Here is a 26,044-nt window from a genome sequence, read left to right as displayed (position 1 = left end):
TCATCACGATCCGCCGCTGACGCCCGTTTCCTCCTAATCTGTACGCGGACGACAGCGGGAAGGGACGGACGCCGGTGAGATGGCTGCTCGCGGTCACGGCCCTGTGGACGTTACTCGGCCTGCTGCCCCTGGCGCTGCTCACCTCCTCCAGCATCTCCCTGTCGGAGCAGGCGGTGCGGGACGAGGTCACCGACCGGGTCAGGACCACCGCCTCGGTGAGCCGGGTCGTGGTGGAGCAGCAGATGGACTCGCTCAAACAGCTCGTCACCGCGTTCGCGCAACGCCCCCAGGTCCGCGAGGCCGTCGGGCGCGTCACCGCCACGTCCATGCGCGGCTTCCTCGACCAGCTCGAACGGCAGCGCGACGGCGTCAGCGGCCTCATCCTGATCACGCCCGACGGCGACATGATGGGCGCCGAACCGCCGAGCGGCCTGCCCCAGGACATCGGCAACACCGACTGGTACCGCGCCGTGCGCGACCGGCGGCAGGCCCACGTCTCCCAGGCGTACACGCCCACGATGGTCGGCGTGTCCAGAGCCGTCGCCGTGGCCGCGCCCATCCCGAGCGCCGACGGCGAGCGCATGCTCGGCATCCTCACGGTCGTCTACAGCCTGGACGCCATCCAGGAGTTCGCCGAGCAGGCCGCGAACGCGCAGGGCATCAGGCTGCTGATCACCGACCAGGCCGGCGTGCTCGTCGCCGACCCCGGCAGGAAGCTGTACGCCCTCACCTCCCTGCGCGAGGATCCGCGGGTCGACGCGGCGCTCGCCGGGCGCACCTGGAACGGCACGTTCCGCGGCATCGACGGCACGGTGTTGTCGGCGTCCGAGCCGATCCCCGGCATCGGCTGGACGGTCACCGCCGAGGTGCCGGCCGCCGCCGCGCTGGCCTCCGCCGAACAGCTCAGGTCCAACGTGCTCGCCGTCGCGGCCCTGCTGGCGCTGCTCATCCTCATCGGTCTCGGCCTGCAGATCCGCAGCGAGCACGGCCGCCGCCGGGCGCAGGCCACGCTGGCCAGGTACGCGGCCGAACTGGCCGCCGCCAGGGACGACGCGGTCAACGCCTCCAGCGCGAAGTCCGAGTTCCTCGCCAAGATCAGCCACGAGATCCGCACCCCGATCAACGGCGTGCTCGGCATGAACTCCCTGCTCATGGGCACCCGGCTGGACGACGAGCAGCGCCACTACACCGCCACGGCCCAGGGCGCGGCCAGGAACGTGCTGCGCCTGCTCGACGACTTCCTCGACCTGTCCAGGATCGAGGCGGGCCACCTGCAGGTCGAGGCGGCGCCGTTCGACCTGCCGCGGCTCTGCGACGAGGTGGTCGCGCCCTTCGCGCCGCACGCCTATGAGCAAGGGCTCTGGCTCACGCTCCGGCTCGACGAGGGCGTGCCGCGGCAGGTGGCCGGCGACCCCGCGCGGCTGCGCCAGGTGCTCACGAACCTGGTCGGCAACGCGCTCAAGTTCACCGTCCAGGGCGGGGTCGACCTGCACGTCACCCTGGACGAGGGCAGTCCCGGCGACGAACGGGCGGTGCTGCGGTTCGCGGTCGCCGACACCGGGATCGGCGTCGGCCCTGACGACCGTGATCGGGTCTTCGGCGTCTTCCGCCAGGTCGACTCGCCGATCACCCGCAGGACCGGCGGCAGCGGCCTGGGCCTGGCCATCAGCAGGCAGCTCATCGAGCTCATGGGCGGGCGGATCGGGCTGGACAGCGTGGAGGGCGTGGGCAGCCGGTTCTGGGCGACCCTGCCGGTCGACGTCCTGACGTGGTCGGAGCCGAACCCGGAGGCGCTGGAGGGGCGGCGCGTGCTCGTCGCGGACCCGCGCCCCCAGGACCGCACCCTGGCAGGGAGGTCCCTGGCGGAGGCGGGGCTCGCCGTGGAGGAGACCAAGGACGAGGCGTCCGCGCTGACGCTGCTGCGGGCCGCCGCCGCGAGCGGGCGGCCGTACGAGCTGGCGGTCGTCGCCCTGGACCTCGGCGAGTCGGAGTCGCTCGCGCACGTGATCCTCACCGACCCGCTGCTCCAGGCCACCAGCGTCGTCGTGGTCGTGACGCCGGGCCGCTCGGGGTTCGCCTGGCCGGGCGCCTCGGGGGAGCGCGCCGTGCAGTCGATCACCCGGCCACTCAGCCGCCGCCGGCTGCTCGCCGCCGTGGAGAACGCCCTGGGCACCGCCGATGCCCCCGGCGATCCCGGCGAGGGCGCGCAGGCCGAGGGGAAGGACGGCGGCACGCGCATCCTGGTGGCCGAGGACGACGAGGTGAGCCGCCAGGTGGCGATGCTCATCCTGCAGCAGGCCGGGCACGAGGTCGAGACCGTGGACGACGGCGAGCAGGCGGTGCGGGCCGTGCTGGCCGGCGGCTACGACCTCGTGTTCATGGACTGCCAGCTGCCCGTGGTCGACGGGCTGGCCGCGACCGCGGAGATCCGCGGCAGGGAGGAGGGGCACACCCCGATCATCGCGATGACCGCGGCGGCCATGCCGGACGACCGGATCCGGTGCCTGGAGGCGGGCATGGACGACCACCTGGCCAAGCCGGTCGACTGGCCCAGGGTGCTGGCGAGGATCCCGGAGTGGGCGGCGTACTCGAGCCTGCCGCCGGAGCTGGCGGGCCTGTCACCGGAGGCGGTCGCCGACGTGGCGCAGGCGTACCTCGCCACCGCGACGCGGACGTTCGACGAGCTGCGGCGGGCGGGGGAGGCCGGCGACGCGGCGGAGACGGGCGCGCTCGCCCACCGGCTCAAGAGCGCCTGCGCGACCGTCGGCGCCGTCCGCGAGGCGGCGTTGTGCGAGCGCGTCGAGGACGCGGCCCGCACGGGGATTGTCGAGAGAGAGGCGATCGATGAGCTGGGCGAACTGCTCGCGGAACCTCCCTCATGGATGAACGCCCTTTTAACATGATTTAGCGCTATATTCCTGGAGATTGACCTGTGCGAGGTTCGTCGCCGTCACTGTCTCTCTGTCGTCGCGTGATCGCCTACTGGTGAAGGAGGGGTCGATGGCGGATCCGTCCAGTGGGCCCGACCCGGCAACCACCCCCGGCCCCACGGCCTCGCCCACCGCGTCCCCCACCGGCAGCCCCAGCCCGTCGGAAACCCCGACGCCTTCGGAAACCCCCACCCCTTCGGAAACCCCCACCCCTTCGGAAACCCCGACGCCTTCGGAAACCCCCACCCCTTCGGAAACCCCGATCCCCTCGGAGACCCCCACCCCTTCGGGGACCCCGACGCCCTCGGACAGCCCGGCCCCCGAGCCTTCGCAGACCCCGAGCGGCACGCCGTCCCCGTCGGAGAGCGCGACGACCGACCCCGCCCTGCCGCCGGAGCCCGCGCCCGCGCCCGCCGGACAGGCTCCGTGCTCCCCTGCTGAGGGCCGCGGTGACCAGGTCCAGATCGACTGGTGGTCGATCCGCGACCTCGCCTGGCTCTTCGACAGGACCGGCGACCAGGTGGTGGCGTTACAGCGCGCGGCCACGGCGATGGCCGACACGTCCGGCCTGGTGGGGGGTGACGATCAGGGCCGCGCCTTCGCCGAGTGGTACGCCGACGGCTACGACTCCCTGACCGACGCCATGCGCCGCATCGCGGACAAGAGCTTCATCTCGGCGGCCGGCCTGCGCGACTTCGACGAGCTGTGGGACCACCTGGAACAGCAGATCATCCGGACGCTTCCGGAGATCCCCGACCTCGCGCAGCCGCCGATCCCGCAGGCTCCACCGCCCAGGGAAGGCGCCTGATGCTCGACCCCTTCCAGGCGCTCGCCTGGTTCGCCGAGGTGCACGTGCCCGAGGCCGACACGTCCAACCTGAGGGCGCGCGCCGAGGCCCTGCGCGACCTGGCCGGCTCGATCGGCAAGGTCGCTGCCCGCACCGAGGCCGCCGTCGCCGAGGCCCGCACGAAGAACGACAGCAGGGCCGTGGACCGGTTCGCGGACGTGTGGCCGTACGAGCTCGCCCCCCGCTACGCGGCCCTGCAGGAGGAACTGCACGAGCTGGCCGACGGCTGCGACGACTACTCAGACGCGGTCGACAAGCACCGTGACCAGCTCTGGATCATCGGCACCCAGCTGGCCGCCCTCGCCTTCACCATGATGTTCGGCTTCATCTACCCGGCGGCCAGGTTCGCGGCGCAGCGGGCGTTCAACATGCTGGTCGCCAGGGCCAAGCTGGAGCGCACCCTTTTCCAGAAGATCACCAAGATGATCCTGGAACAGCGGATGGGCAAGCGCCGCGTCGGCACCTACCTGGTGCGCGAAGGCCTCGACGCGCTGGCCGACTCCGTCACGTGGGCCGTGCTCAAGACCGGCGTGCACGCCGCCAGCTCCGCCGCCACCGGCCAGCCCATGGGCAACCTCTTCGAGTACGCGGGCAAGCACTTCGCCGCCGAGTTCGCCTACAACGGCGGCATCAAGGCCCTGAGCGACGTGCGCAGGTTCTTCCCCGCCACGAAGGTCACGGAGACGCTGCTGGGCGCCGGCTCGGCAGGCCGATTCTTCCGCCGCACCCTCTCGGCGTCCACCATCTATCCGCTCGTCATCAGCGGGGAGCTGAGCGCGGCGGGAGCCCTGCGTTCGGCGATGGCGCACGCGCCGAGAGCATTCATCTTCAAACGTTGACTTTCTCCCCACGGCTGAAGCCGGGGGTTCCGACCGTCGCCGGTTGGTCTTCCTGCTTCACCGCCGGTTGCCCGCCCGAGAGGATTCTCGTTGAGGTCTTACACCAGCTCCACAGGCGTTTCAGCTCTCCGCCAGCCCGGCGGCGAGTATGTTCTTGGCCGCGTTTACGTCCCGGTCGTGGACCGCGCCGCAGGCGCACGTCCACGCCCGGACGTTCAGCGGCATCTTCTCCTGCAGCGTCCCGCACTGCGAGCACAGCTTGGAGGAGGGGAACCAGCGGTCAACCGCCACGAGCGTGCGCCCGTACCAGGCCGCCTTGTACTCCAGCATCGAGCGAAGCTCCCGCCAGGAGGCGTCGGAGACGGCGCGGGCCGGCGAGTGGTTCTTGACCATGTTGCGGACGGTGAGGTCTTCCACGGCGATCACTTGGTTCTCGTGAACAAGCCGGGTGGTGACCTTGTGCAGGTGATCCCTTCTGCGGTCGGCGATGCGGGCGTGGACCCGCGCCACCGTGAGCCGGGCTTTGGCCCGGTTGTTCGAGCCCTTGGTCTTGCGGGCGAGTGCCCGCTGCGCCTTGGCCAGCCTGCGCCGGTCGCGCCGTTCGTGACGCGGGTTGACGATCTTCTCGCCGGTGGACAGTGTCGCCAGCGCCGTGATGCCCGCGTCCACGCCCACCGACTGCTCTGCCGGAGCCAGTGGTGCGATCTTCTCCTCGGCGAGGATGGACACGAACCAACGCCCGGCCGCGTCCCTGGACACGGTGACCGTGGACGGCTCGGCTGTCTCGGGCAGCGGGCGCGACCACACGATGTCCAGCGGCGTGTCCATCTTGGCCAGCGTCAGCGTGCCGTCGCGCCAGCGGAACGCCGAGCGGGTGTACTCCGCGCTCGCGCGTGCCTTCTTCCTGCTCTTGAAGGTGGGATATCGGGCGCGCTTGGCGAAGAAGTTCGCGAACGCCGCCTGAAGGTGGCGCAGCGCCTGCTGCAACGGCACGGACGACACCTCGAACAGGAAGTCGTAGTCGCCGCTGCGTTTCCACTCGGTCAGCTTCGCCGACGATTCCACGTAGGAGACGCGGCGGCCTTCCATGATGTAGGCGCGGGTGCGTTGTTCGAGGGCTTTGTTGTAGACGAGGCGGACGCAGCCGAACGTCCGGGCAAGCTCTTCGGCCTGGCCGGGGGTCGGGTAGAAGCGGTATTTGTAGGCCCGCTTCACGATCTGCGCCACGCGTCACATGGTACCACGCGATCAGCTAAGAATCGTGCATGTGTTCGGTATGCAGCACTGTGCCGCGTTTCCTCCCCAGGGCTGAAGCCCGGGGTCTCCACGCTTAAGGAGATTCGATGACCACACCACCGCCCACCGGCGACCCCGAGCTCGACCGCGTCCTCGCCGACATGGCCGCCCGGACGGCCGGGTTCGAGGAGGTCACCCGCCGGCTGCAGGAGACCAGGGGACGCGGCGAGAGCGCGGGAGGGCAGGTCGCCGTCGAGGTCACGACCGCCGGGTCGCTGGCCGCGCTGCACATCGACCCCCGCGCCATGCGGCTGGGCTCGAAGGCGCTGAGCGAAGCCATCGTGGAGGCGTACCGTCTGGCCGAGGAGGACGTGACGGGCCAGTCGTTCGACATCGCGAGTACCGTCGCCGATTCCTGACGGCCGCGCTCAGGAGCAGTCGCAGCACTCGCAGCAGTCAGCGCACTCGCGCAGGTAGCAGCGCTCGTCGCACGGGCGGCCGCGCCGGCTGCTCCACCGGGGCCGCCACATCCCGCACGTCAGGAACGTCGCGACGCCGGCCGCCGACCTGCGGATCCAGCCGGGCCGCTCGTACGAGGCGGTGGCGGAGCCGTACGTGCGGGCCACCGCCCGGCGTACCTCGGTGCCGAGCAGGACGTCCACCAGGTGCCGCTCGGCCAGCTCGACGTCCCCGAGTGCCAGGGCGAGCCCGTGCGCGGCGTCGTCGCACAACCGGCGTGCCTCGGCCGCCGTGGTGGCGGTGGCGGTCAGCGGGTTGAACGCCCCGCGCGCCTGGTCGTCGCGCTGGTCCTCGGCCGCGTCCAGCAGGTGCGCGAGCCGGCCGAAGAACCGGCCCGCCTCCGCGAGGGCGGGGGCGTTGCCCGGCCGCCCGGCGAGCACGGCCGTGTGCGCGAACGCCGTCGCGACGGCGTCCTCCGCGGGTGCGGTGAGATCGAGCACGCTCAACCCGGGCGCGGGACCGGCGCCGCGGTGGTCCGGCCCGGTGGTGTACGGCCCGGTGGTGTCCGGCCCGGTGGTGTCCGGCCCGGTGGTGTCCGGGGCGGTGGCCAGGCGTTCCAGGCCGAGCTGGCGGTCCACGGTCGCGGCCAGCACGGCGGTGTCGAAGCCGACCCCGGCGCCCAGCCGCGCGCCGCCCGCCTCCCAGCGGGCGGCCAGCCGGCGGCGGGCGGCGGCGGTGCCGAAGGCGGCGTCCCCGTCGGCCACATGGTCGCGCAGCATGCCCGCGGCGAGCACGAGCGAGACCGAGGCCGCCAGCCGCGCGCCGCGCGCCCGCGCGTCCACCACCTCGGCCGCGCGGAATCCCCGCAACGCGCACGGCCCGGCCGTGCGGCGCGGCGCGCCCCCTTGGTGCTGGGCCTCGGTGAGCACCGAGAGGAGCAGCGTGTCGTAGTTGGTGGTCAGCCGTGCCGATTGCCCGTGCCCGTCCCGCAACGTCAGGCACAACCCGCACAGGTGCGCCCGCCACGCGGCACGCAACGACGGGCACCCATGGTCACCGCAGGGGCGGATGATTCCGAACACACGACCTCACAGACGTTCAGGCACGATCAAAGGGAAAGGGTAGGGCCCGAGGCTTACAACCGGCCTGCATGGTCATGACATGGTTTACGGCTTTCCTCCATCGAGGTCGGCGGATCGCCCCCATGGTGGCCGCAGCGGTGGCCGCCTAGCGTGAGGCGGCGTGATCAGCCTCAAGAACCTGAGCAAACGGTACGGCGACCGGCTCGCGGTCGACGACCTGTCGCTGGACCTGAAACCGGGCGCGGTGACCGGCTTCCTGGGCCCCAACGGCGCCGGCAAATCGACCACCATGCGCCTGGTCCTCGGCCTCGACCGGCCCACCACCGGCACGGCGCTGATCGGCGGCGTCCCCTACCAGAAGATCAGTAACCCGCTGCGCACGGTCGGCGCGCTGCTCGACGCGCGCGCCCTGCACCCGGGGCGCAGCGGTCACGCGCACCTGACGGCGCTGGCGCGCGCCAACGGCATCGCGCGGCGGCGGGTCGCGGAGGCGCTGGAGGCGGTCGGCATGGCGGGCGCGGCGCGCAGGCCCGCGGGAGCGCTGTCGCTGGGCATGAGCCAGCGGCTCGGCATCGCGGCGGCACTGCTCGGGGATCCCGAGGTGCTGATGTTCGACGAGCCCGTCAACGGGCTCGACCCGGACGGCGTGCGGTGGGTGCGCGGGCTCATGCGGTCGCTGGCCGGCGAGGGGCGCACGGTGTTCGTCTCCAGCCATCTGATGAGCGAGATGCAGCTCACCGCGGACCACCTCGTGGTGATCGGCAAGGGCCGGCTCATCATGGACGCGCCGCTGGCCGACGTCATCGCGGGCAGCTCCCTCACGGCCGTGCTCGTACGCACGCCGCACGCGGGCGACCTGGCCGCACGCCTGCGTGCCGCCGGGATCGCGGTGGACCGGCTCGGCGAGAACGAGCTGGAGGCCACCGGCGCCGCCGTCGAGCGGGTCGGCGACCTGGCTCATGAGGCCGGCATCCGCCTGCACGAGCTGCGCACCCGCGAGGCGTCGCTGGAGCAGGCCTACCAGGAGCTGACGTCGCAGAGCGTCGAGTACGGCGCGGGGAGGGCCGGGGCATGAGCACGCTGTGGCAGGCCGTCGGGGCCGAGTGGGGCAAGTTGTGGTCGGTGCGGTCCACGTGGTGGTGCCTGGCCGGCGCGCTGGCGCTCATGGTGCTGAGCGCGATCACGCTGGGGGGCGCGACGGCCACCGAGGCGCTGCGCGAGGGCGGCGCGGGCGTGCGGATGACGGCCGGCGAGCCGGTGGTGTCGGCGACGTCGTTCGTCCAGTTCGCGATGGTGGCGGCGGCGATGCTGGTGATCACGTCGGAGTACGCCTCGGGAAGCATCCGGGTCACGTTGCAGGCCACTCCCGCCCGCGGCGTGGTGCTGGCCGCCAAGGCGCTGGTCGTGGGGCCCGTGATGTTCGCGGCCGGGGTGGTGTCCGGTGCCGTGGCGGCGGCCTCCGTTCAGGCGGTGTTGTCGGCGGACGTGTTCGGGGGCCTGGTCGTGGCGCCGATCGGCGAGGTCGTGCCCGACCTGCTCGGAGCGGGGGCGTACCTGGCGCTCGTGTCGGTGATGACCGTGGGAGCGGGGGCCGTGATGCGCAGCGCGGCCGGCACGCTGACCGTGGTGTTCATGCTGCTCATGGGCCTGCCGCTGCTCCTGCTGATGACCGGCGCTCCGGTGGCCCTGGACGCCTCCATGCGCCTTCCGACGTTCGCCGGGCTGGCCTTCATGGGCAGCACGGACAACCTGACCGGCGGGCCGATCCCGTACTCCGCGGGGGAGGGGCTGGCCTGGCTGCTCGCCTGGACGGCGGTGGCTCTGGCGGCCGGATATGCCGTGCTGCGCCGCCGTGACGCCTAGACTCGCGCCCGTGCCGGGAACCGTGGTCGTTCGTTCGCTGGCCGGGGTCCTCCTGGGGATGGTCCTCGGCCTCGCCGAGCTGGCGTTCCTCGTGGTGGCGTGGCCCGCGGCCCTGATCCCGGCGGCCCGGCCGCTCGCGGCGCGGGGGCGGGACCGGCTGGTGGCCGCCGATCGGACCAGGCTGTCCCGGTGGCTCGGCCACGAGACGGCCCGGCCGGACGGCGGCTACGCGTTCCTCGCCGCCCGCGCCGCGCTGGGCGTCCTGAGCGGCTACGCCTGCGCGGCGACCCTGTTCGTCGGCGGGCTGCTGCTCGCCGGCGGGATGTGGGAGCTGATCGCGGGCGGGTCGGAGTCGGTGCCGCTCAACCTGCCTGGCGTGCGGCTCGTCACCAGCGGCTGGACGCTGGGGCTGACCGGCGGGACCGTGCTGCTGGCGGTGACCGCCCTGCTCGTGGTGGGGGTCGCGGCGCTGGAACGGCGCCTGGCCGCCCGCTTCCTCGGCCCGGGAGGCGAGGAGCTGATGCGCAGGCGGATCGCCGAGCTGACCGCCACCCGCTCGGGCATCGTCAGGGCCGTCGACGACGAGCGGCGCAGGATCGAGCGCGACCTGCACGACGGCGTGCAGCAGCGAGGCGTGGCCCTGGCCATGCTGCTCGGCCGCGCCCGGCACACGCGCGACCACGACAGGACCGCCGAGCTGGTCGGCCAGGCCTACACCGAGTCGCGCCGCCTGCTGGACGAGCTGCGCAGCGTCGCCTGGCGGATCTACCCGACCGCCCTCGACGAACTGGGGCTGCGGGCCGCGCTGGCGGGCGTCGCCGAACGGTCGAGCGTGCCGGTGACCGTGCACTACGGGCTGGCCGGGCGGCCCGTCTCCGAGGTGGAGACCGCGCTCTACTTCGTGGCCCGCGAGGCGATCACGAACGCGATCAAGCACGCCGGCGCCCGTGACATCCTGGTGGTGCTGGACGAGGACGATCAGGTGGTGAGCGTGGCGATCTCAGACGACGGCGAGGGCGGCGCCGACCCCTCGGGCGGCGGCCTGTCCGGGCTGGCCCGGAGGGTCATGGCCCTCGACGGCGCGTTCACCGTCGACAGCCCGCCCGGCGGCCCCACCAGGATCGCCGCGTCGCTGCCGAAGGCTCCGCCGTGCGGGTGATCCTGGCCGACGACTCCGTGCTGCTGCGCGAGGGCCTGACCCGGCTGCTCGACGACGCGGGCCACGAGGTGGTCGCGGCCGTCGGCGACGCGCCCGCGCTGCTCGACGCCGTCGAGCGCCACCGGCCCGACGTGGCGGTGGTCGACGTGCGGATGCCGCCGACGCACAAGGACGAAGGGCTGCGGGCGGCGCTGGAGATCCGCGGGCGCCTGCCCGGCGTAGGCGTCCTCGTCCTTTCGCAGTACGTCGAGCAGCACTACGCGGCGAGGCTGCTGGCCGGGCCCGCCGAAGGGCTCGGCTACCTGCTGAAGGACCGGGTCTCCGAGGTGGGCGAGTTCCTCGACTCGCTGGAGCGGGTGCGTACGGGCGGCACGGCGTTCGATCCTGAGGTGGTGCGCCAGCTGCTCGCCCGCACCACCCACGCCGACCCGGTGAGCAGGCTGAGCCCGCGTGAGGGCGAGGTGCTGCGGCACCTGGCGCAGGGCTTCGTCAACGCCGCCATCGCCGAGCGCCTGCACGTCTCGCTCAGCACCGTGGAGAAGCACGTCAACGCCATCATGGACAAGCTCGACCTCCCCCGTGACCCTGACTACAGCCGTCGCGTGCTGGCCGTCCTGCGCTACCTCGAGGGCTGACCAGCTCGGAGCACCGCGGGGACGAATGCGACAAAAGTGGTTGTTCCGGGTGGGCATCGGGCAAGGAAGTGGCCATGACCATCATGCTTTGCGACGGCCGCCCGATGCCGCGTCTCGGTCTGGGCACGTGGCCCATGAACGACGACGGAGCACATCAGGCCGTGAGACACGCCATATCGCTCGGCTACCGGCTGATCGACACCGCCGCCAGCTACGGCAACGAGACCGGCGTGGGAGCCGCCGTGGCCGAGGCGGGCGTGGCCCGCGACGACCTGTTCATCACCACGAAGCTGCGCGGATCCCACCACGGCTACGACGCCGCCATGCGCGGCTTCGAGGAGAGCCGGGCCAGGCTCGGCCTCGACTACGTCGACCTGTACCTGATCCACTGGCCGCTGCCTGGCCGCGACCTCTACGTCGACACCTGGCGCGCCTTCGTCGAGCTGCGCGAGCAGGGCCTGGCGCGCTCGATCGGCGTCTCCAACTTCACCCCCGCGCATATCGAGCGGCTGGCCGAGGCGACCGGCGTCCTGCCGGCCGTCAACCAGGTCGAGCTCCACCCCGGCCTGGCGCAGCGCGAGCTGCGCGCCTGGCACGCCGAGCGCGACATCGTCACCGAGTCGTGGAGCCCGCTCGGCCGCGGCTCCAAGCTGCTCGACGAGCCCGTCGTCGCCGACCTCGCCACCACCCACGCGCGCACCCCCGCGCAGGTCGTGCTCCGCTGGCACCTGCAGCTCGGCGCCGTGCCGATCCCCAAGTCGGCCCACCCCGAGCGCATGCGGCAGAACCTGGAGGTGTTCGACTTCAGCCTGTCGGACGCGGAGATGGCGAGGATGGCCGAGCTCGACGGCGGTGGACGGCTCGGCGGCGATCCCGACACCCACGTCGAACTCTGACCCGATGTCGCGGACGGCGGGCCCCCGATCGTCTGTCCCATGACGATCGAAGGAGACGGGACGATGGACACCGGGGAACACGACAAGGAGCGGCCATGACGGACGTCTCCCACGCCGCACTGGCCCGCGTGGTGCGCGAGCACGCCGGCCGGCTGGCCGCCTCGTTGGTGACGCTGCTGGGCGACTTCTCCGCCGCCGAGGACCTGGTGCAGGACGCGGTGGAGAAGGCCCTGGTGCGCTGGCCGGAGGACGGCGTGCCGGAGCGGCCAGAGGCGTGGCTGTACACCGTGGCCCGGCGGCGCGGCCTCGACCTGCTGCGCCGCGAGAGCAACCACCGCGACAAGCTCGCCCTGCTGTGCGTGCCGGAGCCTGGCGAACCCGACGGCCGGCTCCGGCTGATCTTCACCTGCTGCCACCCCGCGCTGCCGCGGCAGGCGCAGGTCGCGCTCACGCTGCGGGTGGTGTGCGGGCTGACGACCGCGCAGATCGCCGCCGCGTTCCTGACCCGGGAGAGCACGGTGGCCCAGCGCATCACCCGCGCCAAGAGGAAGATCGCGGAGGCGGGCATCCCGTACCGCGTGCCCGCGGCGGGGGAGCGGCCGGAGCGGTTGCGCGAGGTGCTCACCGTCATCTACCTGCTGTTCAACGAGGGCTACCTGTCCAGCACGCTGGAGCGGGCCCAGGCGCGTGACCTGGTCGACGACGCCGAGTGGCTGGCCTCGCTGCTGGCCGGGCTGATGCCGGATGAGCCCGAGGCGGCCGGGCTGCTCGCCCTCATCCGGCTGCACCGGGCCCGCGGCGCGGCCAGGTTCGGCGCCGGCGGCCGGCTCGTGCTGCTGGCCGACCAGGACCGCTCACTGTGGGACCACGCCGCCATCGAGGACGCGATCCGGCTCCTGACCCGGACGGCCCGCACACATCGGCGTCCCGGGCCTTACCAGTTGCAGGCGGCCATCGCGGCCTGCCACGCCGAGGCCGCGTCATGGGCGGGCACCGACTGGCGGCAGATCGTCATGCTCTACGACATGCTGCTCTGCCTCGCCCCGTCGCCCGTGGCCCGGCTCAACCGGGCCATCGCCCTGCGGTACGTGGACGGCCCGAAGGCGGCGTTCGCCGAGCTCGAAGACCTCGGCGAGGTGCTGGGCCGCTACCCGCTCCTCCATGCCACCCGCGCCGAGCTGCTGCGCGATCTCGGCCGCAGGGCGGAGGCCCGGCGGGCCGACGAGCGCGCCCTCGCACTGACCGCCAACCCCGCCCAGCAGGCGCTGCTGGAGGAGCGGATCGCCTGGGGCTAGAACGCGGTGTGCGCCAGCCAGTGGTCGAGCAGCGCGCGGTCGCCCGCGACGTCGCGCGGCGGCACGCGCCGGGTGAACACCAGCATGAGCTCCGTCACCGGACCCGACACCACGACGTCGCCGTCGCCGCTCCCGCGGTCGCAGCGGATCCCGTCCGGCGTCCTGGTGATCACCCAGCCCTGCCCCGAGTCCGGCCGGACCACGATCGTCTCGCCCCTGCCGCGCAGCTCGGCCAGCTCGGGCTTGAACTCCACCGCGGACGGCTCCGCGAGCAGCCCCATCCCCTCGGAGATCACATCGGCCGCCAGGTCGCCGGCGACGTCGAAAGCGACGCCGGTCGTGGCCGCCGCGTCATAGTGGTGGATGACGGTGTCGCCCAGCATCCTGCGCAACCAGAACACCGGCGGCGTCGGACCCGTCATCGACCAGACCCGGGCGCCTGCGGGCGCCTCCTGGACCGCGTCGACGACCTCCTGCGCGCCGTCCGTCAGCCACCGCGCCCAGGTGTCCTGCGGGCCGGGGTCGTCGGCGGCGGGCGCGGCGACGGGCTCGGACGCGGCCAGGCGCACCAGCTCGGCCGTCCATCGGTGGGCGTGCCCGACGTGCCCGGCAAGGTCGCGCAGCCGCCACTCCGGGCACGTCGGCACCCGGGCGTCCGGGTCGCCGCCGGTGACCGCGTGGGCGAACCCCGCCGTGTGTACCCGCAAGCCCTCCGCGAGCCGCGCGGTGTCCAGCGTCGTCATGGGTGAGAACTCCTCTCAGCAGGTGGACCGCTAGCGTAGAAACTCCAGTGGGGTGGAGGTTCAAGTGTCTGTGAGCAACGACACGCTGGGGATCGGCGACCTCGCGGCGCTGACCGGCGTACCCGTGAGGACGATCCGCTACTACTGCGACGAGGGCATCATCGAGTCGGTGCGCAGCGCCGGCGGCCACCGCAGGTTCGACGGCGCCGCGGTCGAGCGGCTCGGCATGGTCAGGCGGCTGCGCGGGCTCGGCCTGGGGCTGGCCGCCATCGCGCGCGTGCTCGCCGGCGAGTGCTCCGTGGCCGAGGCGGTCGCGGAGGAGCGCGCGGCGCTCGACGTCCAGCTCGCCGGGCTGGCCTGGCGGCGGGCCGCCCTGCGCGCCGTCGAGGAGGCGGGCCCGGACGAGCGGGCGGCCCGGCTGGACCTGCTGGCCGCGGCCGAGCAGGGCACCGCCGCCCGCGACGAGCTGGTCGGATTCTGGCGGCGGCAGATGGTGGCGCCCATCGCCGACGAGATGTTCGCGTCGTTCGTGGCCATGGCCGTTCCCGACCCGCCCGCCCATCCGACCCCGCCCCAGGTCGTCGCGTACGCCGAGCTGGTCACCCTGGTCGCCGACCGGTCGCTGACGCGCCTCCTGCGCTCCCGGGCGCTGGAGAACGTGCAGGTGATCCACGACGAGGACGAGCTGATGTACGGCGTCGGCGAGGCGTGCACGCTGGTCGAGCCGCTCGTGATCGCGGGAGAGGCGCCGCGTCCCGGGCCCGAGCTGGACCGGTTCGTGGCGGTGCACGCCACCGTGCGGGGGGTCGGCGACACCCCGGACTTCCGGCGCGAGCTTCTGGCGAACCTGGCTCCCGACCGCGACCCGCGCTTCCGCCGCTACTGGCGGCTGGTGAGTGAGGTCAGCGACGAGAAGGCCACGCTCGGCTCGGCCCACCTGTGGCTCGCCGACGCGCTCGAGCGCGCCCTCACCGCCTGACCTGTGGCGCCCTCGCGGCCGGATCGTGCCGCCCTCACGGCCTGACCCGTCGTCGCCTCCCCGCGCGTGACACGAGGACGGCCAGGCCCGCCAGCAGCAGCCAGGCCGACGTCAGGACCACCAGCCAGGTCCAGCCCGCGTGCCCGTACACGACGCCGCCCACGGTGCCGCCCACGCCGCTGCCCAGGTAGTAGGCCAGGGTGTACATCCCGGCGGCCCGGCCGCGGGCGCTCGGCTCGGCATCGGCGGTGACCCAGGCGTTCGCGATGGCGTGTGCGGCGAAGAACCCGGCGGTCAGCACGGCGAAGCCGAGCGCGACGAACGGCAGCGCCGGATGGGCGGTCATGACGGCGCCGGCCACCGTGACCGTCAGCGCCGTGACGAGGGCGGGTGTGCGTCCGAGGCGGGCGGCCATCCGTCCGGCGGCGGCCGACGAGGCGGTGCCCATGGCGTACGCGAGAAAGACCAGGGACGCGGCGGCGGTGCTGAGCGAGATCGGCGGCGCGGACAGGCGGAAGCCGGCGGCGTTGTACAGCGCCACGAACGCGCCCATGCCCAGCGCGCCGACGGCGTAGGCGGCGATCGGCCGCCCCGGCCCCTCACGCGGCGGCGCGGATGCCGCGACCTGGCGGTGCGGGGGCGCGGCTGTCGCGCGTCCGGGCCGCGGGGCTTGGGGATGGCGCGGCGTGCGTGCAGGGGACGGGTGCCGGTCGCGGGGGAGGGCCAGGGCGGTGAACAGCGCGCACAGCAGGGCGACGCTCGCCACGGCGAACAGCGCGCCGTGCCAGCCCAGCGGGCCGGCGGCGAAGCCCGCGCCCAGCCGGCCGAGCATCCCGCCCATCGTGTTGCCCGCGATCATCGCGCCCACCGCGCCCGGCAACCGCGCCGTGCCGAGCCGGTCGGCCAGGTACGCCGCCGCCACCCCGGCGAACCCCGCGACCGCCACCCCCTGGACCGCCCGCATCGCCAGCAGCACGGGGAACGACGGAGCCAGCGGCAGCAGCAGCCCGATCACCGCCGACCCCAGCACCGACCAGAGGATCACCCGCCGCCGCCCCGCCACCCCGGCGAGCCAGGCCAGCGGCAGCACCGTCACGGCGAGCGCGGTCGTGGCCACGCCGACAGCCAGCGACGCGCTCCCCGGATCCAGCCGGAACGCCCCGGCGAGCTGCGGCAGCACCGGCTGGGGCGCGTACAGCAGGGCGAACGACGACAGCCCGGCCGCCGCCACGGCCGCGCTGACCCGCCGCGTGTCCGCGGGCGGAGCCTGAGCCTGAGTGACCACCACCCGCGCCACGCTAGGCACGGCACATAGATACGTCCAATACAGAAACAGGTCATGATTCATACCGTGATGGATGAGTCCGACGAGCAGCTGGCCGCCCGCCTCGCCTCCGACCTCGCGCTGATCGCGGCGGTCGGCGAGACCGGGCACGTGACCCGCGCGGCCGAGCTGCTCGGCATCCCCCAGCCGACCGCCAGCCGCCGCCTCGCCGCGCTCGCCGACCTCGTCGGCGCGCCGCTCGTGCTGCCCGCGGGCCGCGGCATCCGGCTGACCAGGGCCGGGCGCGTGCTCGCCGCCGCCTCCGCCCGCGCGCTCGGCTCGGTGACCGCCGCCGTCCGCGAGGTGCGCGAGGAGATCGACCCGGGCACGGGCCGCGTCGCCCTCGGCTTCCTACACCTGCTCGGCCGCACGCTCGTCCCCTCCCTCATCCGTGATTTCCGCGAGCGCCATCCCGGCATCCGGTTCAGCCTGGTCCAGGGTTCGCGGCAGACCATGTTGCGGGCCGCGCGCGAGGGCGAGATCGACCTGGTGTTCCTCGCGCCCATGCCGCTGGACGACCCAGCTCTGGTCAGCAGGCGGCTCGCCGACCAGGAGCTGGTGCTGTCCGTGCCGGGCTCGCACCGGTTCGCGGCCAGGAGGCGGGTGCGGGCCGCCGAGCTGGCGGGGGAGGAGCTGGTGACGCTCGAACCCGGGTACGGCCTGCGCCAGATCACCGACGACCTGTGCGCCAGGGCGGGATTCGAACCGCGGATCGTGTTCGAGGGGCAGGAGTCGGAGACCGTGCGCGGGCTCGTGGCGGCAGGGCTGGGGGTGGCGATCCTGCCCCGCTCCGGGCCGCCCGGCTCGGTCGCCGGGGTCATGGAGATCCCCCTGTCGCCGCCGGTGTTCAGGACGATCGGCGTGAGCTGGCCGGCGGGCGAGCGGCTGACCCCCGCGGCGCGGGTGTTCAGGGACCACGTGTGCGCCGGTGTGACGGACCTGGGGCCGGGATTCCGCGGCGAGCAGCCCGGCCCTTCGTGACCGGTGGGGCCGGCGAGGCCCATGGTCCAGACTGGGGAGATGGCTGAAGACGGCGATGCGGGCGTGCCGGGCTCGCTGGCGAGGGTGCTCGCCGACGTGGCGGCGGAGCGGGCGGCGCAGGACGCGCGCTGGGGCATGCAGATCCTGCCCGACGGCACCGGGGGCGAGCGGGCGGCGGCCGAGTCCGGCGCGGCGAGGCACGCGACGGACACGGCCGCCCGCGCCGGGACGCTGACGTGGCGGCACATCCTGGAGGAGGAGGTGATGGAGGCGTTCGCGGAGACCGAGCCGGACCGGTTGCGTGCCGAACTCGTCCAGGTGGCCGCCGTGGCCGTCAAATGGGCCCAGGCCCTCGACCGCCGCCCGCCCGGACGGCCACGGAACACGGCTGCCGGCACCTCCCCGGTCCGGGACCCGGGTGGTGCGGGGTAGGCCGAGCCGGAGGACACGGACCGCCGCCGGGAGGACGGCCCGCGGTCCGCCGATGTCGCGGGTGAGTCACGCGGGCGGTGGGTCGGCCCTCGTGGTGTAGATCGTGACGGCGTACGGGCGGGGAGGCGCGAGGTAGACCTCCTCGGCCAGCCGCGACAGCGCCGCGTCGGCGTCGAGGTAGCGGTGCAGCCGCCCGGCCTCCGGCCATGGGTGCACGGCCACGAGCACCCCGTCGCCCGGCACGAGCAGCCGGCCCAGGCGGGCGCTGGCCAGGCGCAGGCGCTCGTGGCGGCCCAGGTAGTAGAGGGTCTCCGAGCAGAACACGAGGTCGAAGCGCTGCGCGGGCACATGGGTGAGGATGTCGGCCTGGACGAAGCGCACCCGGCCGGTGTCGGGGACCCGCCGGCGCGCCCGCGCCAGCGCCCGTGCGGAGACGTCGACCCCGACGATCTCGGCCTCGGGATAGGCGTCCGCCAGCCCGCGGGTGAAAGCGCCCTCGCTGCACCCGACCTCGATGATGCGCCGGTACGGCCTCCGCGGCACGTGTTTCAGCGTGGCCTCGTACTTCTGCCGCTCGTAGGTGTCGGTCGACAACTTCCAGGGGTCGGGGACCCGGTGCCGCCAGTCGAAGAAACGGCCGAGGACCATGCCCTGGGCCTGCGGCGGGAGCAGTGACAGGGCGCGGAACAGCGTACGGTGCATGACCTCTGGAACGGGCGGCATGGCGGTGGCGCGGCCTCTCTCGGATGAGACGCGTGAGCGTCTCCGTGAACTGAGATGACGTCGTCACCGAAGCGAGTTCCCGGATGACCACCGTCTATGCCCGCCGCCCGACGGCGAGGGGATCGCGCGCGGGCGCAGGAGACGGCGAACGGTTAGGATCACCCGAACATGGTTCTGCGCGACTGAAGGATGTCCCCATGATCCGCCGGCATACCATCGCTGACCTGCTGCGGCGCTCGGCCGCCCGCCACCCCGCCAAGACCGCCGTCGTCTACGGTGACCTGCGCCAGAGTTACGCCGACCTCGATCTGATGGTCAACCGCACGGCGAACGCGCTGGCGGCGCGGGGCGTCGGCAAGGGCGACCGGTTCGCGGTGCTGAGCCACAACAACCACGCGTTCGTGGTCGCGTATTTCGCGCTGGCCCGGCTGGGCGCGATCTCCGTGCCGATCAACTTCATGCTGGGGAGCGACGAGGTCGCGTACATCCTGGAGCATTCGGGCGCGACCGGGATGCTGGTGGAGGAGGGGCTGCTGCCGGTGGCCGACGCCGCGGCGGGCCCGCGGGTCACCGTGCGCGGGGTGATCGGCGCGGCGGCGGACGGCTGGGAGCCGTTCGCGAGCTGGGCGGCCTGCGACGACGCCTCGGAGCCGCAGGTGGACATCGCCGACGACGACCCGATCCAGCTCATGTACACCAGCGGCACCGAGTCGCGCCCCAAGGGCGCCACGCTGTCGAGCCGCAGCCTCATCTCCCAGTACGTCACGTGCGTGGCCGACGGCGAGATGAGTCCCGACGACGTCGAGGTGCACGCGCTGCCCCTCTACCACTGCGCGCAACTGCACTGTTTCCTCACGCCCGGCATCTACCTGGGCGCCACCAACATCATCCTGCCAGGAGCCACCCCCGCGGTGATCCTGGCCACGATCGAGGGCGAGCGCGCGACGAAGCTCTTCTGCCCGCCCACCGTCTGGATCGGCCTCCTCCGCCACCCCGACTTCGGCCGCCGCGACCTGTCGTCGTTGCGCAAGGGCTACTATGGCGCCTCGATCATGCCCGTCGAGGTGCTGAAGGAGATCGCCGCCCGCCTGCCCGAGGTGCGCCTGTTCAACTTCTACGGCCAGACGGAGATGGCCCCCGTCGCCACGATCCTCGGGCCCGACGAGCAGCTCACCCGGCTGGGCTCGGCGGGCAGGCCCGCCCTGAACGTCGAGACCAGGATCGTCGACGACGAGGACAGGCCGGTGCCGCCCGGCGTGGTCGGCGAGATCGTGCACCGCAGCCCGCACGCCATGCTCGGCTACTGGAACGACCCCGCCAAGACGGAGGAGGCGTTCCGCGGTGGCTGGTTCCACAGCGGAGACCTGGGCGTCATGGACGCCGACGGCTACCTGTCCGTGGTCGACAGGAAGAAGGACATGATCAAGTCGGGCGGCGAGAACGTGTCGAGCCGCGAGGTGGAGGAGGCCATCTACCAGCATCCGGAGGTCGCGGAAGCCGCCGTCTTCGGCGTGCGGGACGAGCGGTGGATCGAGGCGGTGACGGCCGCCGTGGTGCTGCGCGAGGGCGCCGGGGTGACGGCCGACGAGCTGATCGTGTTCCTGCGGGAGCGGCTGGCCGCCTTCAAGACCCCCAAGCGGGTGGTGTTCGTGGAGTCCCTGCCCAAGAACGCCTCGGGCAAGGTGCTCAAGCGGGAACTGCGCGACCGGTTCTGACCGGCCGCCCCGGCGGCCGGTCAGCGGTGGTCAATTCACGTACGCCGCCACGACCCAGCGGACCGGCCGGTTGGTGGCCTCACCCCACAGGCCCACCTTCCCGGTGATCGTCACCTTCTCGCCCTTGGGCACCCTGTGCTCGGCCATCGCCATCGGGAAGGGGCCGCTCTTCCAGGTGCCGCAGTCAGCGGTCGAGCCGGTGTCCTTGCCGTTGATCCGGTAGGTGAACCAGATGCGGCGGGCCAGGTCGCCCGTGCAGAGCTGTTCCAGGCCCAGCTTCCCGCCGGGGCTCCTGACCACCAGCTCGAACGAGCGCTCCTTCGTCCACGTGCCGCCCGTCCTGGCGGCAAGTCTCATACCGGCCAGCTTGGCAGGCGGGGAGCGCAGCTCGCCGGGCTCGACCGGCTCGGCGGGCGGCGTCCACTCGTAGACGGCCAGGCTCCAGGCGGCCCAGTGCGGCTTGACCGGCTCGCACTTTCCGCCCTTCTTCTCGCGTACGCAGCCGTACCCGGTTATTTCGGTGTCGAAGGTGACGGTGACCTCTGTGGCGCCCTCCGGTACGACCAGCGGTCTGAGCTCCATGTCCTTCCCACATCTCAGGAAGCTGGCCCGGTGGGGCCTGCCGTTCACGGCGACGTGCGGCGGCTGGCTCCCTGGCCTGCCCTGGCACAACCCGGCCAGGTCCAGCGGCCTGCCGGTGACGGGGACGGTGACCGACGCCTTCTGACCGCCCTTGGCCGCCAGCTCGGCCGTGGCCACCCGCCGATACTCGGTGCCGTCACCGGAGGTGAACGTCTCGGGCAGCTCGGCCGCGGGCCTGGCCGCCGCGGTGATCTCCCGGGCGGGGGGCTCGGCCGCGCCGGGGAGGAGGGAGACGCCGAGCACCACGGCCGCCGCCACCGCCGCGCCGGCCATCGCGCCCCGCCGGACGCGGGTCCTGCGGATGCGGGAGCGGATCTGGTCGTGCCGGTGCGGGTTCGGGGGCGCCGGGGCCCCGGCCCGCTCCCGCAGGACGTCACGCAGGTCGTGCGCGCTCATCGGTGCAGCTCCTTCACGATCGATTCGTCCACTCGCAGCTTGGCCAGCGCCTTGGCGCACTGGCTCTTGACCGTGCCCTCCTGGCAGCCCAGGATCCTGGCCACCTCGGCCACCGGCAGGTCCTCGTAGAACCGCAGCACGACGACCGCGCGCTGCCGGGCGGGCAGGCGGCCGACCGCCTGCCACAGCTCCTCCCGCTCGCCGCCGGGAGGATCGTGCGCCACGGCGTGGGGCAGGTCGTCGCTGGGCAGCTCCCTGCGCCACCTGCGCCGCCACCAGGACGTGTACGTGGTCACCAGGACCCTGCGCACGTACGCCTCGGGCTCGTCGATGCCCGGCCAGGCGAACCAGGCCTTGGCCAGTGACTCCTGCAGCAGGTCCTCGGCGACCCCCCAGTCGCGGGTCAGCAGGTACGCGGTGCGCAGCAGCCGATCGGACCTGGTCGCCACAAAGTCATGAAATATCGCCCTATCCGCCAACGTGAGATGCCTCCTCGAAGCTTGCTGACGGTAGTGACGCATCGAGCGTGGCGTCAGGTTGCCCCGCGCCGAACCGGCGCCGCCGGCCGGGGGGAACCGGCGTCAGGGGGTCTCGGCGCGCGTGACCGTGAACGGCACCAGCTCGCCCAGCCCGCGCACCGACAGCCGGTCGACCGCACGCAGCCGGAACTCCCGGTCGCCCTCGAGCTCCTCCGCCAGCTGCGGATCGGCCAGGATCGTGCCGGGCAACGACAGCGCGGTGAGCCGGCTGGCCAGGTTGACCGTGGTGCCGAACACGTCGCCCATGCGCCACATCACCGGCCCCGCCGCCAGCCCCACCCGCAGTTCCGGCATGTCCTTGCCGCGCGCGTGCGTCTCCACCAGCCGCACCGCGATGTCCGCCGCCACGTGCGCCTCATCGGCCACGAACAACACCGAGTCGCCCAGCGTCTTGATCACCCGCCCGCCGGACGAGGTCACGATGTCGGCCGAGCGTCCCTCGAACCTGTCGACCAGCCGGGCCAGCTGACCGAGGGTGATCTGCCGGCTCAGCCGGGTGAACGCGACCAGGTCGGCGAACCCGACGGACAGCCGTACGGCGCTCATGTCCTGGCCCGCGATGCGCCCCGCGGCGGCGGCGAGCTGGCGTTGCCAGGCGTAGACCAGCAGCCGCGCCAGGTCGGGCACCACGAGCTCCGCCCGCCTGCGCCACGCCCGCGACCGCTCCTCCAGCGGCACGCCCGCCTGGTCGAGCGACTCCACGCCCACCTCGGCCTGCGACTCGGCCAGCCTGGTCGTGGCCCGGCCGATCGAGCGGGCGATCAGCAGCATGTGCTCCTCGTCGTACGCGCCGGAGCCGACCATGCGCAACATCGTCTTGAGCGCCTCGACGTCGGAGTCGGTGAACTCGACCGCGTCGTCGGCCACGTTGGGGAACCCGAGGGCGCGCCAGAGCCGCCGCGCGCGGTAGACCGGCACCCCCGCCATGTCGGCGACCTGGTGGCTGGTGTAGCGGCGCGGCTCGCGCAGGAACGCCTCGCGCAACGCGTCCCCATCATCGAGCGGCACGTGGGCAAGATAACATTCGGGGCCCCGGGTCAGGTGACCAGTGCGGAGTCAGCGCGATCACTCCAGCAGGGCTCGCAGGGCCGGACGTTCACCGTCCGGCACGTAGTCCGCGTAATAGTCGTACATCGCCCTGCGGGTCAGCCGGGCGGCCAGCGGCCCGTCGCCCGCGCGCACCGCCGCCAGCACCTCCTCGTGGTGCTTGATCGTCTGCCGCATCAGCGCCGGCCGGTCGGGGGCGGCGGCGAGCTTCTCCGAGATCAGCCCGAGCACGATCGAGCGGACGACGTCGGTGCAGATCTGGATCAGCTTGTTGCCGCTGGCCCGCGCCACCACGTCGTGGAAGGAGACGTCCTCGGCCACGAACGCGTCGTGGTCCGTCGCGGCGCGCATGCGCGCGACGGCCGCGCCCATCTCGTCGAGCTGCCCGTCGGTGCGCAGCCGGGCGGCCAGCAGGCTGGCCGACGAGTCGAGCACCATCCTGAACTGCACCAGCTCGGCCAGCGACAGCTCCTCCACCCTGGCCAGCGTGGTCATCGACTTGTGCAGGGCGGCGGGCGTGAACGGCAGCACCTCCGCCCCGTGGGGATCGCCGGGACGCGACCGGACCAGGCCGCGCGCCTGCAGCACCCGCAGCGCCTCGCGCACGGTGGACCGGCTGACCGAGAACTGCACCATCAGGTCGCGTTCGCTGGGCAGCCGCTCGCCGGGGCTGAGCGCGCCGCTCTCGATGGCCTCCTCGACCTGCTCCACGACCCGCTCGTAGGCGCGTACGGCACGCACCGGCTCGAACCGCGGACCACCCATGCAATCCCCCTTGACCCGAGCCGCCGACGACTGGCAATGTGCAGCCTACTGGTCCGACCAGTGCACTAGCCAGGAGGCTGAAGATATGAGGCGCATCGGCATCTGGATCGCCGTCGGCGGTCTCCTGCTGGCCACGGCCGCCTGCGGCGGCGACGGCGGTGAATCCGCGTCCGGCACCCCCGAGGCCAAGTCGCTGGCCGTCGGGTTCGTGGCCGAGCCGGCCAACCTCGACTTCACCTCCACCGAGGGCGCCGCGATCCCGCAGGCGCTGCTCGTCAACGTCTACGAGGGCCTGGTCAAGCTCGACCAGGCCGGCGAGATCGTGCCGCTGCTGGCCGAGAAGTGGGAGGTCTCCGACGACCGGAAGACCTACACGTTCACGCTCCGCGAGAACGTGAAGTTCTCCAGCGGTGCGCCCTTCACCGCCGACGACGTGGTGTTCTCGCTCGACCGGGTGAAGTCCGACTGGAAGCTCAAGATCAAGTCGCAGCTCGACGTCGTCGACAAGGTGGAGAAGAAGGACGACTCCACCGCCGTGGTCACGCTCAAGCAGCCGAGCAACGGCTTCCTCTACTCGATGGCCACCAGGCTGGGCGCGATGTTCAGCCGCACGGGAGTGTCCGACCTGGCCGGCAAGCCCGTCGGCACCGGCCCGTACGTGCTCGGCTCGTGGCGGCGCGGCGACTCGATCGAACTCGACGCCAACCCCTCCTACTGGGGCACGAAGCCGCCGCTGTCGTCGATCACGCTGAAATACTTCAAGGACGCGACGGCGATGAACAACGCGCTGCTCACCGGCGGCATCGACGTCATCTCCAGCGTGCAGGCGCCCGAGTCGCTGCAGCAGTTCGCCGACCCCGGCCGCTTCGAGGTCATCGAGGGCACCACCAACGGCGAGGTCGTGTTGTCGATGAACAACGGCCGCCCGCCGTTCGACGACAAGAAGGTCAGGCAGGCCGTCCGGCACGCCATCGACCACAAGGCGCTGCTCGACACCGCCTGGGCCGGGCGCGGCGAGCTGATCGGCTCGATGGTGCCGCCCACCGACCCCTGGTACGAGGACCGCACCGGCGACTACCCCTACGACCCGGCCAAGGCCAAGCAGCTGCTCGGCGGCAAGACGTACGACGTCAAGATGCGCATCCCCAACCTGCCGTACGCGGTGGCCAGCGCCCAGGTCGTCAAGTCGCAGCTGGCCCAGGTGGGCATCACGGCCGAGATCGAGCCGCTGGAGTTCCCCGCCCGCTGGCTGGACCAGGTGTTCACGAAGGGCGACTACGACCTGTCGATCATCAACCACGTCGAACCCCGAGACATGGGGATCTTCGCTGATAAGTCCTATTACTTCGGTTATGACAATCCCGAGTTCGGCAAGCTCCTCGCCTCCGCCGACCAGGGCACCGAGCAGGAGCAGGCCGACGACCTCAAGCAGGCCGCCAAGCTCCTGTCCGACGACGCCGCCGCCGACTGGCTCTTCCTCTTCCCCAACCTGATCGTGGCGAAGAAGGGCGTCACCGGCCTGCCGAAGAACGCCATCTCGGAATCCTTCGACTTCACCGCACTTGCCAAACAGTGACCCTCTACCTGCTCAAACGCCTGGCGGTGCTGCTCGCCAGCACCGCCGTGGCCGCCGTCGTGGTGTTCGCGTTCATGGCGCTGCTGCCCGGCGACCCGGCCGAGATCGCGCTCGGCGTCAACGCCACGCCCGAGGCGGTGGCCGCGCTGCGCGAGCAGTTCGGCACCGACCGGCCGCCCGTCGTGCAGTTCCTCGACTGGTCCGGAGGTCTCCTCCAGGGCGACTTCGGCACCTCCTACGTGACCAGCTCGCCCATCGGGCCGCAGATCGGCGAGCGGCTCGGCGTGACGGCCGTGCTCGTGCTCGGCGGCATGGCCGTGGCGCTGGCCGTCGCGGTGCCGCTGGGCACGTACGCCGCCGTGCACCACCGCGACCCGCTCGGCGCGGCGATCAGCGCGGCCAGCCAGGTCGGCATCGCGATCCCGGCGTTCCTGGCCGGCATCCTGCTGGTCTTCGTGTTCGCGGTGCAGGCCCAGGTGCTGCCGTCCGGCGGCTACGTCCCCTTCGCGGAGGACCCAGGGGAGTGGCTGCGCGGCCTCCTGCTGCCGTGGGCGTCGCTCGGGCTCGTCCAGGGCGCGGTGCTCACCCGCTACGTGCGCAGCGCCGTGCTCGACGTCATGCGGGAGGACTACCTGCGCACCGCCCGCGCCAAGGGCCGCGGCAGCACCGGCGCGCTGTGGCGCCACGGGCTGCGCAACGCCTCCGTCCCCGTGGTCACCGTGCTCGGCCTGCAACTGGCCACGCTGCTGATCGGCGCGGTCGTGGTCGAGCGGGTCTTCGTCATCCCCGGGCTCGGCGACCTGCTGCTGAACGGCGTCGCCGGGCGCGACCTGCTGCTCGTCCAGGGCGTGGTGATGGTGCTGGTGGCGGCCGTCCTGCTGATCAACTTCGTGGTGGACGTCGCCTACCACCTGCTCGACCCGAGGCTGCGGTGAACCGGA

24 protein-coding genes and 1 pseudogene are annotated in these 26,044 nt (G+C 72.8%); 16 read left to right on the top strand and 9 right to left on the bottom strand.

Annotation, left to right across the window (positions count from 1 at the left end; translation table 11 throughout):
- The first annotated feature begins 74 nt into the window (after window positions 1–74).
- From ACTWPV_RS34240 to ACTWPV_RS34230, 3 genes are all read left to right on the top strand, one after another.
- Entirely contained in the window at window positions 75–2,903 is a 2,829-nt protein-coding gene (locus ACTWPV_RS34240) for a response regulator (RefSeq protein ID WP_443154932.1), read from the top strand.
- Between the two features lie 97 nt (window positions 2,904–3,000).
- Window positions 3,001–3,738, top strand: coding sequence for a hypothetical protein (locus tag ACTWPV_RS34235; RefSeq protein ID WP_443154931.1), 738 nt, complete (start codon window positions 3,001–3,003; stop codon window positions 3,736–3,738).
- Window positions 3,738–4,616: a WXG100-like domain-containing protein gene (locus ACTWPV_RS34230; protein ID WP_443154930.1), complete on the top strand. Its 879-nt coding sequence runs from the start codon at window positions 3,738–3,740 to the stop codon at window positions 4,614–4,616. The genes ACTWPV_RS34235 and ACTWPV_RS34230 overlap by 1 nt, the downstream gene beginning before the upstream one ends.
- On the opposite strand, the pseudogene ACTWPV_RS34225 reads toward ACTWPV_RS34230, so the two are convergent.
- A pseudogene (locus ACTWPV_RS34225) lies at window positions 4,606–5,843 on the bottom strand (RNA-guided endonuclease InsQ/TnpB family protein). The gene ACTWPV_RS34230 and the pseudogene ACTWPV_RS34225 overlap by 11 nt on opposite strands.
- Window positions 5,844–5,959: 116 nt before the next feature.
- Here ACTWPV_RS34225 and ACTWPV_RS34220 point away from each other — a divergent pair.
- Window positions 5,960–6,271 carry a YbaB/EbfC family nucleoid-associated protein gene (locus tag ACTWPV_RS34220; RefSeq protein WP_347644800.1) on the top strand — a complete coding sequence of 104 codons (312 nt, stop codon included), beginning with the start codon at window positions 5,960–5,962 and terminating at the stop codon, window positions 6,269–6,271.
- Window positions 6,272–6,280: 9 nt separating this feature from the next.
- On the opposite strand, the gene ACTWPV_RS34215 is transcribed toward ACTWPV_RS34220, so the two are convergent.
- A complete protein-coding gene (locus ACTWPV_RS34215; RefSeq protein WP_443154929.1) occupies window positions 6,281–7,348 on the bottom strand; it encodes a DUF5685 family protein in 1,068 nt (355 codons plus the stop codon).
- Window positions 7,349–7,553: 205 nt separating this feature from the next.
- Between ACTWPV_RS34215 and ACTWPV_RS34210 the strand changes: the two genes are divergently transcribed.
- The 6 genes from ACTWPV_RS34210 to ACTWPV_RS34185 all read left to right on the top strand — a co-directional run bounded on the left by ACTWPV_RS34210 (window position 7,554) and on the right by ACTWPV_RS34185 (window position 13,241).
- Window positions 7,554–8,468, top strand: a complete 915-nt coding sequence (locus ACTWPV_RS34210; RefSeq protein WP_443154928.1) for an ATP-binding cassette domain-containing protein — start codon at window positions 7,554–7,556, stop codon at window positions 8,466–8,468.
- Window positions 8,465–9,256: an ABC transporter permease gene (locus ACTWPV_RS34205; protein ID WP_443154927.1), complete on the top strand. Its 792-nt coding sequence runs from the start codon at window positions 8,465–8,467 to the stop codon at window positions 9,254–9,256. Before ACTWPV_RS34210 ends, ACTWPV_RS34205 begins: the two co-directional genes overlap by 4 nt.
- 10 nt (window positions 9,257–9,266) lie before the next feature.
- Window positions 9,267–10,415: a sensor histidine kinase gene (locus ACTWPV_RS34200; protein WP_443154926.1), complete on the top strand. Its 1,149-nt coding sequence runs from the start codon at window positions 9,267–9,269 to the stop codon at window positions 10,413–10,415.
- Window positions 10,406–11,050, top strand: a complete 645-nt coding sequence (locus tag ACTWPV_RS34195; RefSeq protein ID WP_347644805.1) for a response regulator transcription factor — start codon at window positions 10,406–10,408, stop codon at window positions 11,048–11,050. Before ACTWPV_RS34200 ends, ACTWPV_RS34195 begins: the two co-directional genes overlap by 10 nt.
- A 74-nt stretch (window positions 11,051–11,124) precedes the next feature.
- Entirely contained in the window at window positions 11,125–11,946 is an 822-nt protein-coding gene (locus tag ACTWPV_RS34190; RefSeq protein ID WP_347644806.1) for an aldo/keto reductase, read from the top strand.
- A 95-nt stretch (window positions 11,947–12,041) separates the two neighbouring features.
- Window positions 12,042–13,241: an RNA polymerase sigma factor gene (locus ACTWPV_RS34185; protein WP_347644807.1), complete on the top strand. Its 1,200-nt coding sequence runs from the start codon at window positions 12,042–12,044 to the stop codon at window positions 13,239–13,241.
- On the opposite strand, the gene ACTWPV_RS34180 is transcribed toward ACTWPV_RS34185, so the two are convergent.
- The gene (locus ACTWPV_RS34180; protein ID WP_443154925.1) at window positions 13,238–13,984 is read right to left on the bottom strand and encodes a maleylpyruvate isomerase family mycothiol-dependent enzyme; all 747 of its coding nucleotides are present in this window, start codon (window positions 13,982–13,984) and stop codon (window positions 13,238–13,240) included. The genes ACTWPV_RS34185 and ACTWPV_RS34180 overlap by 4 nt on opposite strands.
- A gap of 64 nt (window positions 13,985–14,048) precedes the next feature.
- On the opposite strand from ACTWPV_RS34180, the gene ACTWPV_RS34175 reads away from it, so the two are divergent.
- Entirely contained in the window at window positions 14,049–14,963 is a 915-nt protein-coding gene (locus ACTWPV_RS34175; protein WP_443154924.1) for a MerR family transcriptional regulator, read from the top strand.
- 34 nt (window positions 14,964–14,997) lie between these two features.
- Here the strand turns inward: ACTWPV_RS34175 and ACTWPV_RS34170 are convergent, their stop codons facing one another.
- Window positions 14,998–16,251 (bottom strand): MFS transporter, encoded by a 1,254-nt coding sequence (locus ACTWPV_RS34170; RefSeq protein WP_443154923.1) that lies wholly within the window; start codon window positions 16,249–16,251, stop codon window positions 14,998–15,000.
- A gap of 66 nt (window positions 16,252–16,317) precedes the next feature.
- Between ACTWPV_RS34170 and ACTWPV_RS34165 the strand changes: the two genes are divergently transcribed.
- Complete coding sequence (locus ACTWPV_RS34165) at window positions 16,318–17,268, top strand: LysR substrate-binding domain-containing protein (RefSeq protein WP_443155102.1); 951 nt, start codon at window positions 16,318–16,320, stop codon at window positions 17,266–17,268.
- Window positions 17,269–17,307: 39 nt separating this feature from the next.
- Window positions 17,308–17,700: a hypothetical protein gene (locus ACTWPV_RS34160; protein ID WP_443154922.1), complete on the top strand. Its 393-nt coding sequence runs from the start codon at window positions 17,308–17,310 to the stop codon at window positions 17,698–17,700.
- Between the two features lie 66 nt (window positions 17,701–17,766).
- On the opposite strand, the gene ACTWPV_RS34155 is transcribed toward ACTWPV_RS34160, so the two are convergent.
- Window positions 17,767–18,423, bottom strand: coding sequence for a class I SAM-dependent methyltransferase (locus ACTWPV_RS34155; protein WP_443154921.1), 657 nt, complete (start codon window positions 18,421–18,423; stop codon window positions 17,767–17,769).
- A 197-nt stretch (window positions 18,424–18,620) separates the two neighbouring features.
- On the opposite strand from ACTWPV_RS34155, the gene ACTWPV_RS34150 reads away from it, so the two are divergent.
- On the top strand, window positions 18,621–20,138 hold the full coding sequence (locus ACTWPV_RS34150; protein WP_443154920.1) for an acyl-CoA synthetase: 1,518 nt from the start codon (window positions 18,621–18,623) through the stop codon (window positions 20,136–20,138).
- Between the two features lie 30 nt (window positions 20,139–20,168).
- On the opposite strand, the gene ACTWPV_RS34145 is transcribed toward ACTWPV_RS34150, so the two are convergent.
- The 4 genes from ACTWPV_RS34145 to ACTWPV_RS34130 are packed head-to-tail and all read right to left on the bottom strand — an operon-like array spanning window position 20,169 to window position 23,527.
- The gene (locus tag ACTWPV_RS34145; protein ID WP_443154919.1) at window positions 20,169–21,176 is read right to left on the bottom strand and encodes a hypothetical protein; all 1,008 of its coding nucleotides are present in this window, start codon (window positions 21,174–21,176) and stop codon (window positions 20,169–20,171) included.
- On the bottom strand, window positions 21,173–21,697 hold the full coding sequence (locus ACTWPV_RS34140; RefSeq protein ID WP_347644815.1) for a SigE family RNA polymerase sigma factor: 525 nt from the start codon (window positions 21,695–21,697) through the stop codon (window positions 21,173–21,175). Before ACTWPV_RS34140 ends, ACTWPV_RS34145 begins: the two co-directional genes overlap by 4 nt.
- Window positions 21,698–21,757: 60 nt before the next feature.
- Window positions 21,758–22,723 carry an adenylate/guanylate cyclase domain-containing protein gene (locus tag ACTWPV_RS34135; RefSeq protein WP_347644816.1) on the bottom strand — a complete coding sequence of 322 codons (966 nt, stop codon included), beginning with the start codon at window positions 22,721–22,723 and terminating at the stop codon, window positions 21,758–21,760.
- Window positions 22,724–22,780: 57 nt separating this feature from the next.
- The gene (locus ACTWPV_RS34130; RefSeq protein WP_347644817.1) at window positions 22,781–23,527 is read right to left on the bottom strand and encodes a FadR/GntR family transcriptional regulator; all 747 of its coding nucleotides are present in this window, start codon (window positions 23,525–23,527) and stop codon (window positions 22,781–22,783) included.
- A gap of 85 nt (window positions 23,528–23,612) precedes the next feature.
- Here ACTWPV_RS34130 and ACTWPV_RS34125 point away from each other — a divergent pair, with 85 nt between their 5' ends.
- Both ACTWPV_RS34125 and ACTWPV_RS34120 read left to right on the top strand, forming a co-directional pair.
- Entirely contained in the window at window positions 23,613–25,103 is a 1,491-nt protein-coding gene (locus ACTWPV_RS34125; RefSeq protein ID WP_443154918.1) for an ABC transporter substrate-binding protein, read from the top strand.
- Window positions 25,100–26,038, top strand: a complete 939-nt coding sequence (locus tag ACTWPV_RS34120; RefSeq protein ID WP_443154917.1) for an ABC transporter permease — start codon at window positions 25,100–25,102, stop codon at window positions 26,036–26,038. The genes ACTWPV_RS34125 and ACTWPV_RS34120 overlap by 4 nt, the downstream gene beginning before the upstream one ends.
- Window positions 26,039–26,044: the final 6 nt, after the last annotated feature.

The organism is Nonomuraea sp. KM88, assembly GCF_052245635.1.
Lineage (GTDB): Bacteria > Actinomycetota > Actinomycetes > Streptosporangiales > Streptosporangiaceae > Nonomuraea.
This window is presented reverse-complemented; position numbering and strand designations above follow the sequence as displayed.

Excerpts from the sequence above, each read along its gene's own strand:
- ACTWPV_RS34145 (WP_443154919.1), bottom strand. The coding sequence starts at position 21,176 with ATGAGCGCGCACGACCTGCGTGACGTCCTGCGGGAGCGGGCCGGGGCC.
- ACTWPV_RS34160 (WP_443154922.1), top strand. The coding sequence starts at position 17,308 with ATGGCTGAAGACGGCGATGCGGGCGTGCCGGGCTCGCTGGCGAGGGTG.
- ACTWPV_RS34205 (WP_443154927.1), top strand. The coding sequence starts at position 8,465 with ATGAGCACGCTGTGGCAGGCCGTCGGGGCCGAGTGGGGCAAGTTGTGG.
- ACTWPV_RS34140 (WP_347644815.1), bottom strand. The coding sequence starts at position 21,697 with ATGCGTCACTACCGTCAGCAAGCTTCGAGGAGGCATCTCACGTTGGCG.
- ACTWPV_RS34220 (WP_347644800.1), top strand. The coding sequence starts at position 5,960 with ATGACCACACCACCGCCCACCGGCGACCCCGAGCTCGACCGCGTCCTC.
- ACTWPV_RS34150 (WP_443154920.1), top strand. The coding sequence starts at position 18,621 with ATGATCCGCCGGCATACCATCGCTGACCTGCTGCGGCGCTCGGCCGCC.
- ACTWPV_RS34180 (WP_443154925.1), bottom strand. The coding sequence starts at position 13,984 with ATGACGACGCTGGACACCGCGCGGCTCGCGGAGGGCTTGCGGGTACAC.
- ACTWPV_RS34190 (WP_347644806.1), top strand. The coding sequence starts at position 11,125 with ATGACCATCATGCTTTGCGACGGCCGCCCGATGCCGCGTCTCGGTCTG.
- ACTWPV_RS34155 (WP_443154921.1), bottom strand. The coding sequence starts at position 18,423 with ATGCCGCCCGTTCCAGAGGTCATGCACCGTACGCTGTTCCGCGCCCTG.
- ACTWPV_RS34130 (WP_347644817.1), bottom strand. The coding sequence starts at position 23,527 with ATGGGTGGTCCGCGGTTCGAGCCGGTGCGTGCCGTACGCGCCTACGAG.
- ACTWPV_RS34230 (WP_443154930.1), top strand. The coding sequence starts at position 3,738 with ATGCTCGACCCCTTCCAGGCGCTCGCCTGGTTCGCCGAGGTGCACGTG.
- ACTWPV_RS34125 (WP_443154918.1), top strand. The coding sequence starts at position 23,613 with ATGAGGCGCATCGGCATCTGGATCGCCGTCGGCGGTCTCCTGCTGGCC.
- ACTWPV_RS34165 (WP_443155102.1), top strand. The coding sequence starts at position 16,318 with ATGGATGAGTCCGACGAGCAGCTGGCCGCCCGCCTCGCCTCCGACCTC.
- ACTWPV_RS34185 (WP_347644807.1), top strand. The coding sequence starts at position 12,042 with ATGACGGACGTCTCCCACGCCGCACTGGCCCGCGTGGTGCGCGAGCAC.
- ACTWPV_RS34235 (WP_443154931.1), top strand. The coding sequence starts at position 3,001 with ATGGCGGATCCGTCCAGTGGGCCCGACCCGGCAACCACCCCCGGCCCC.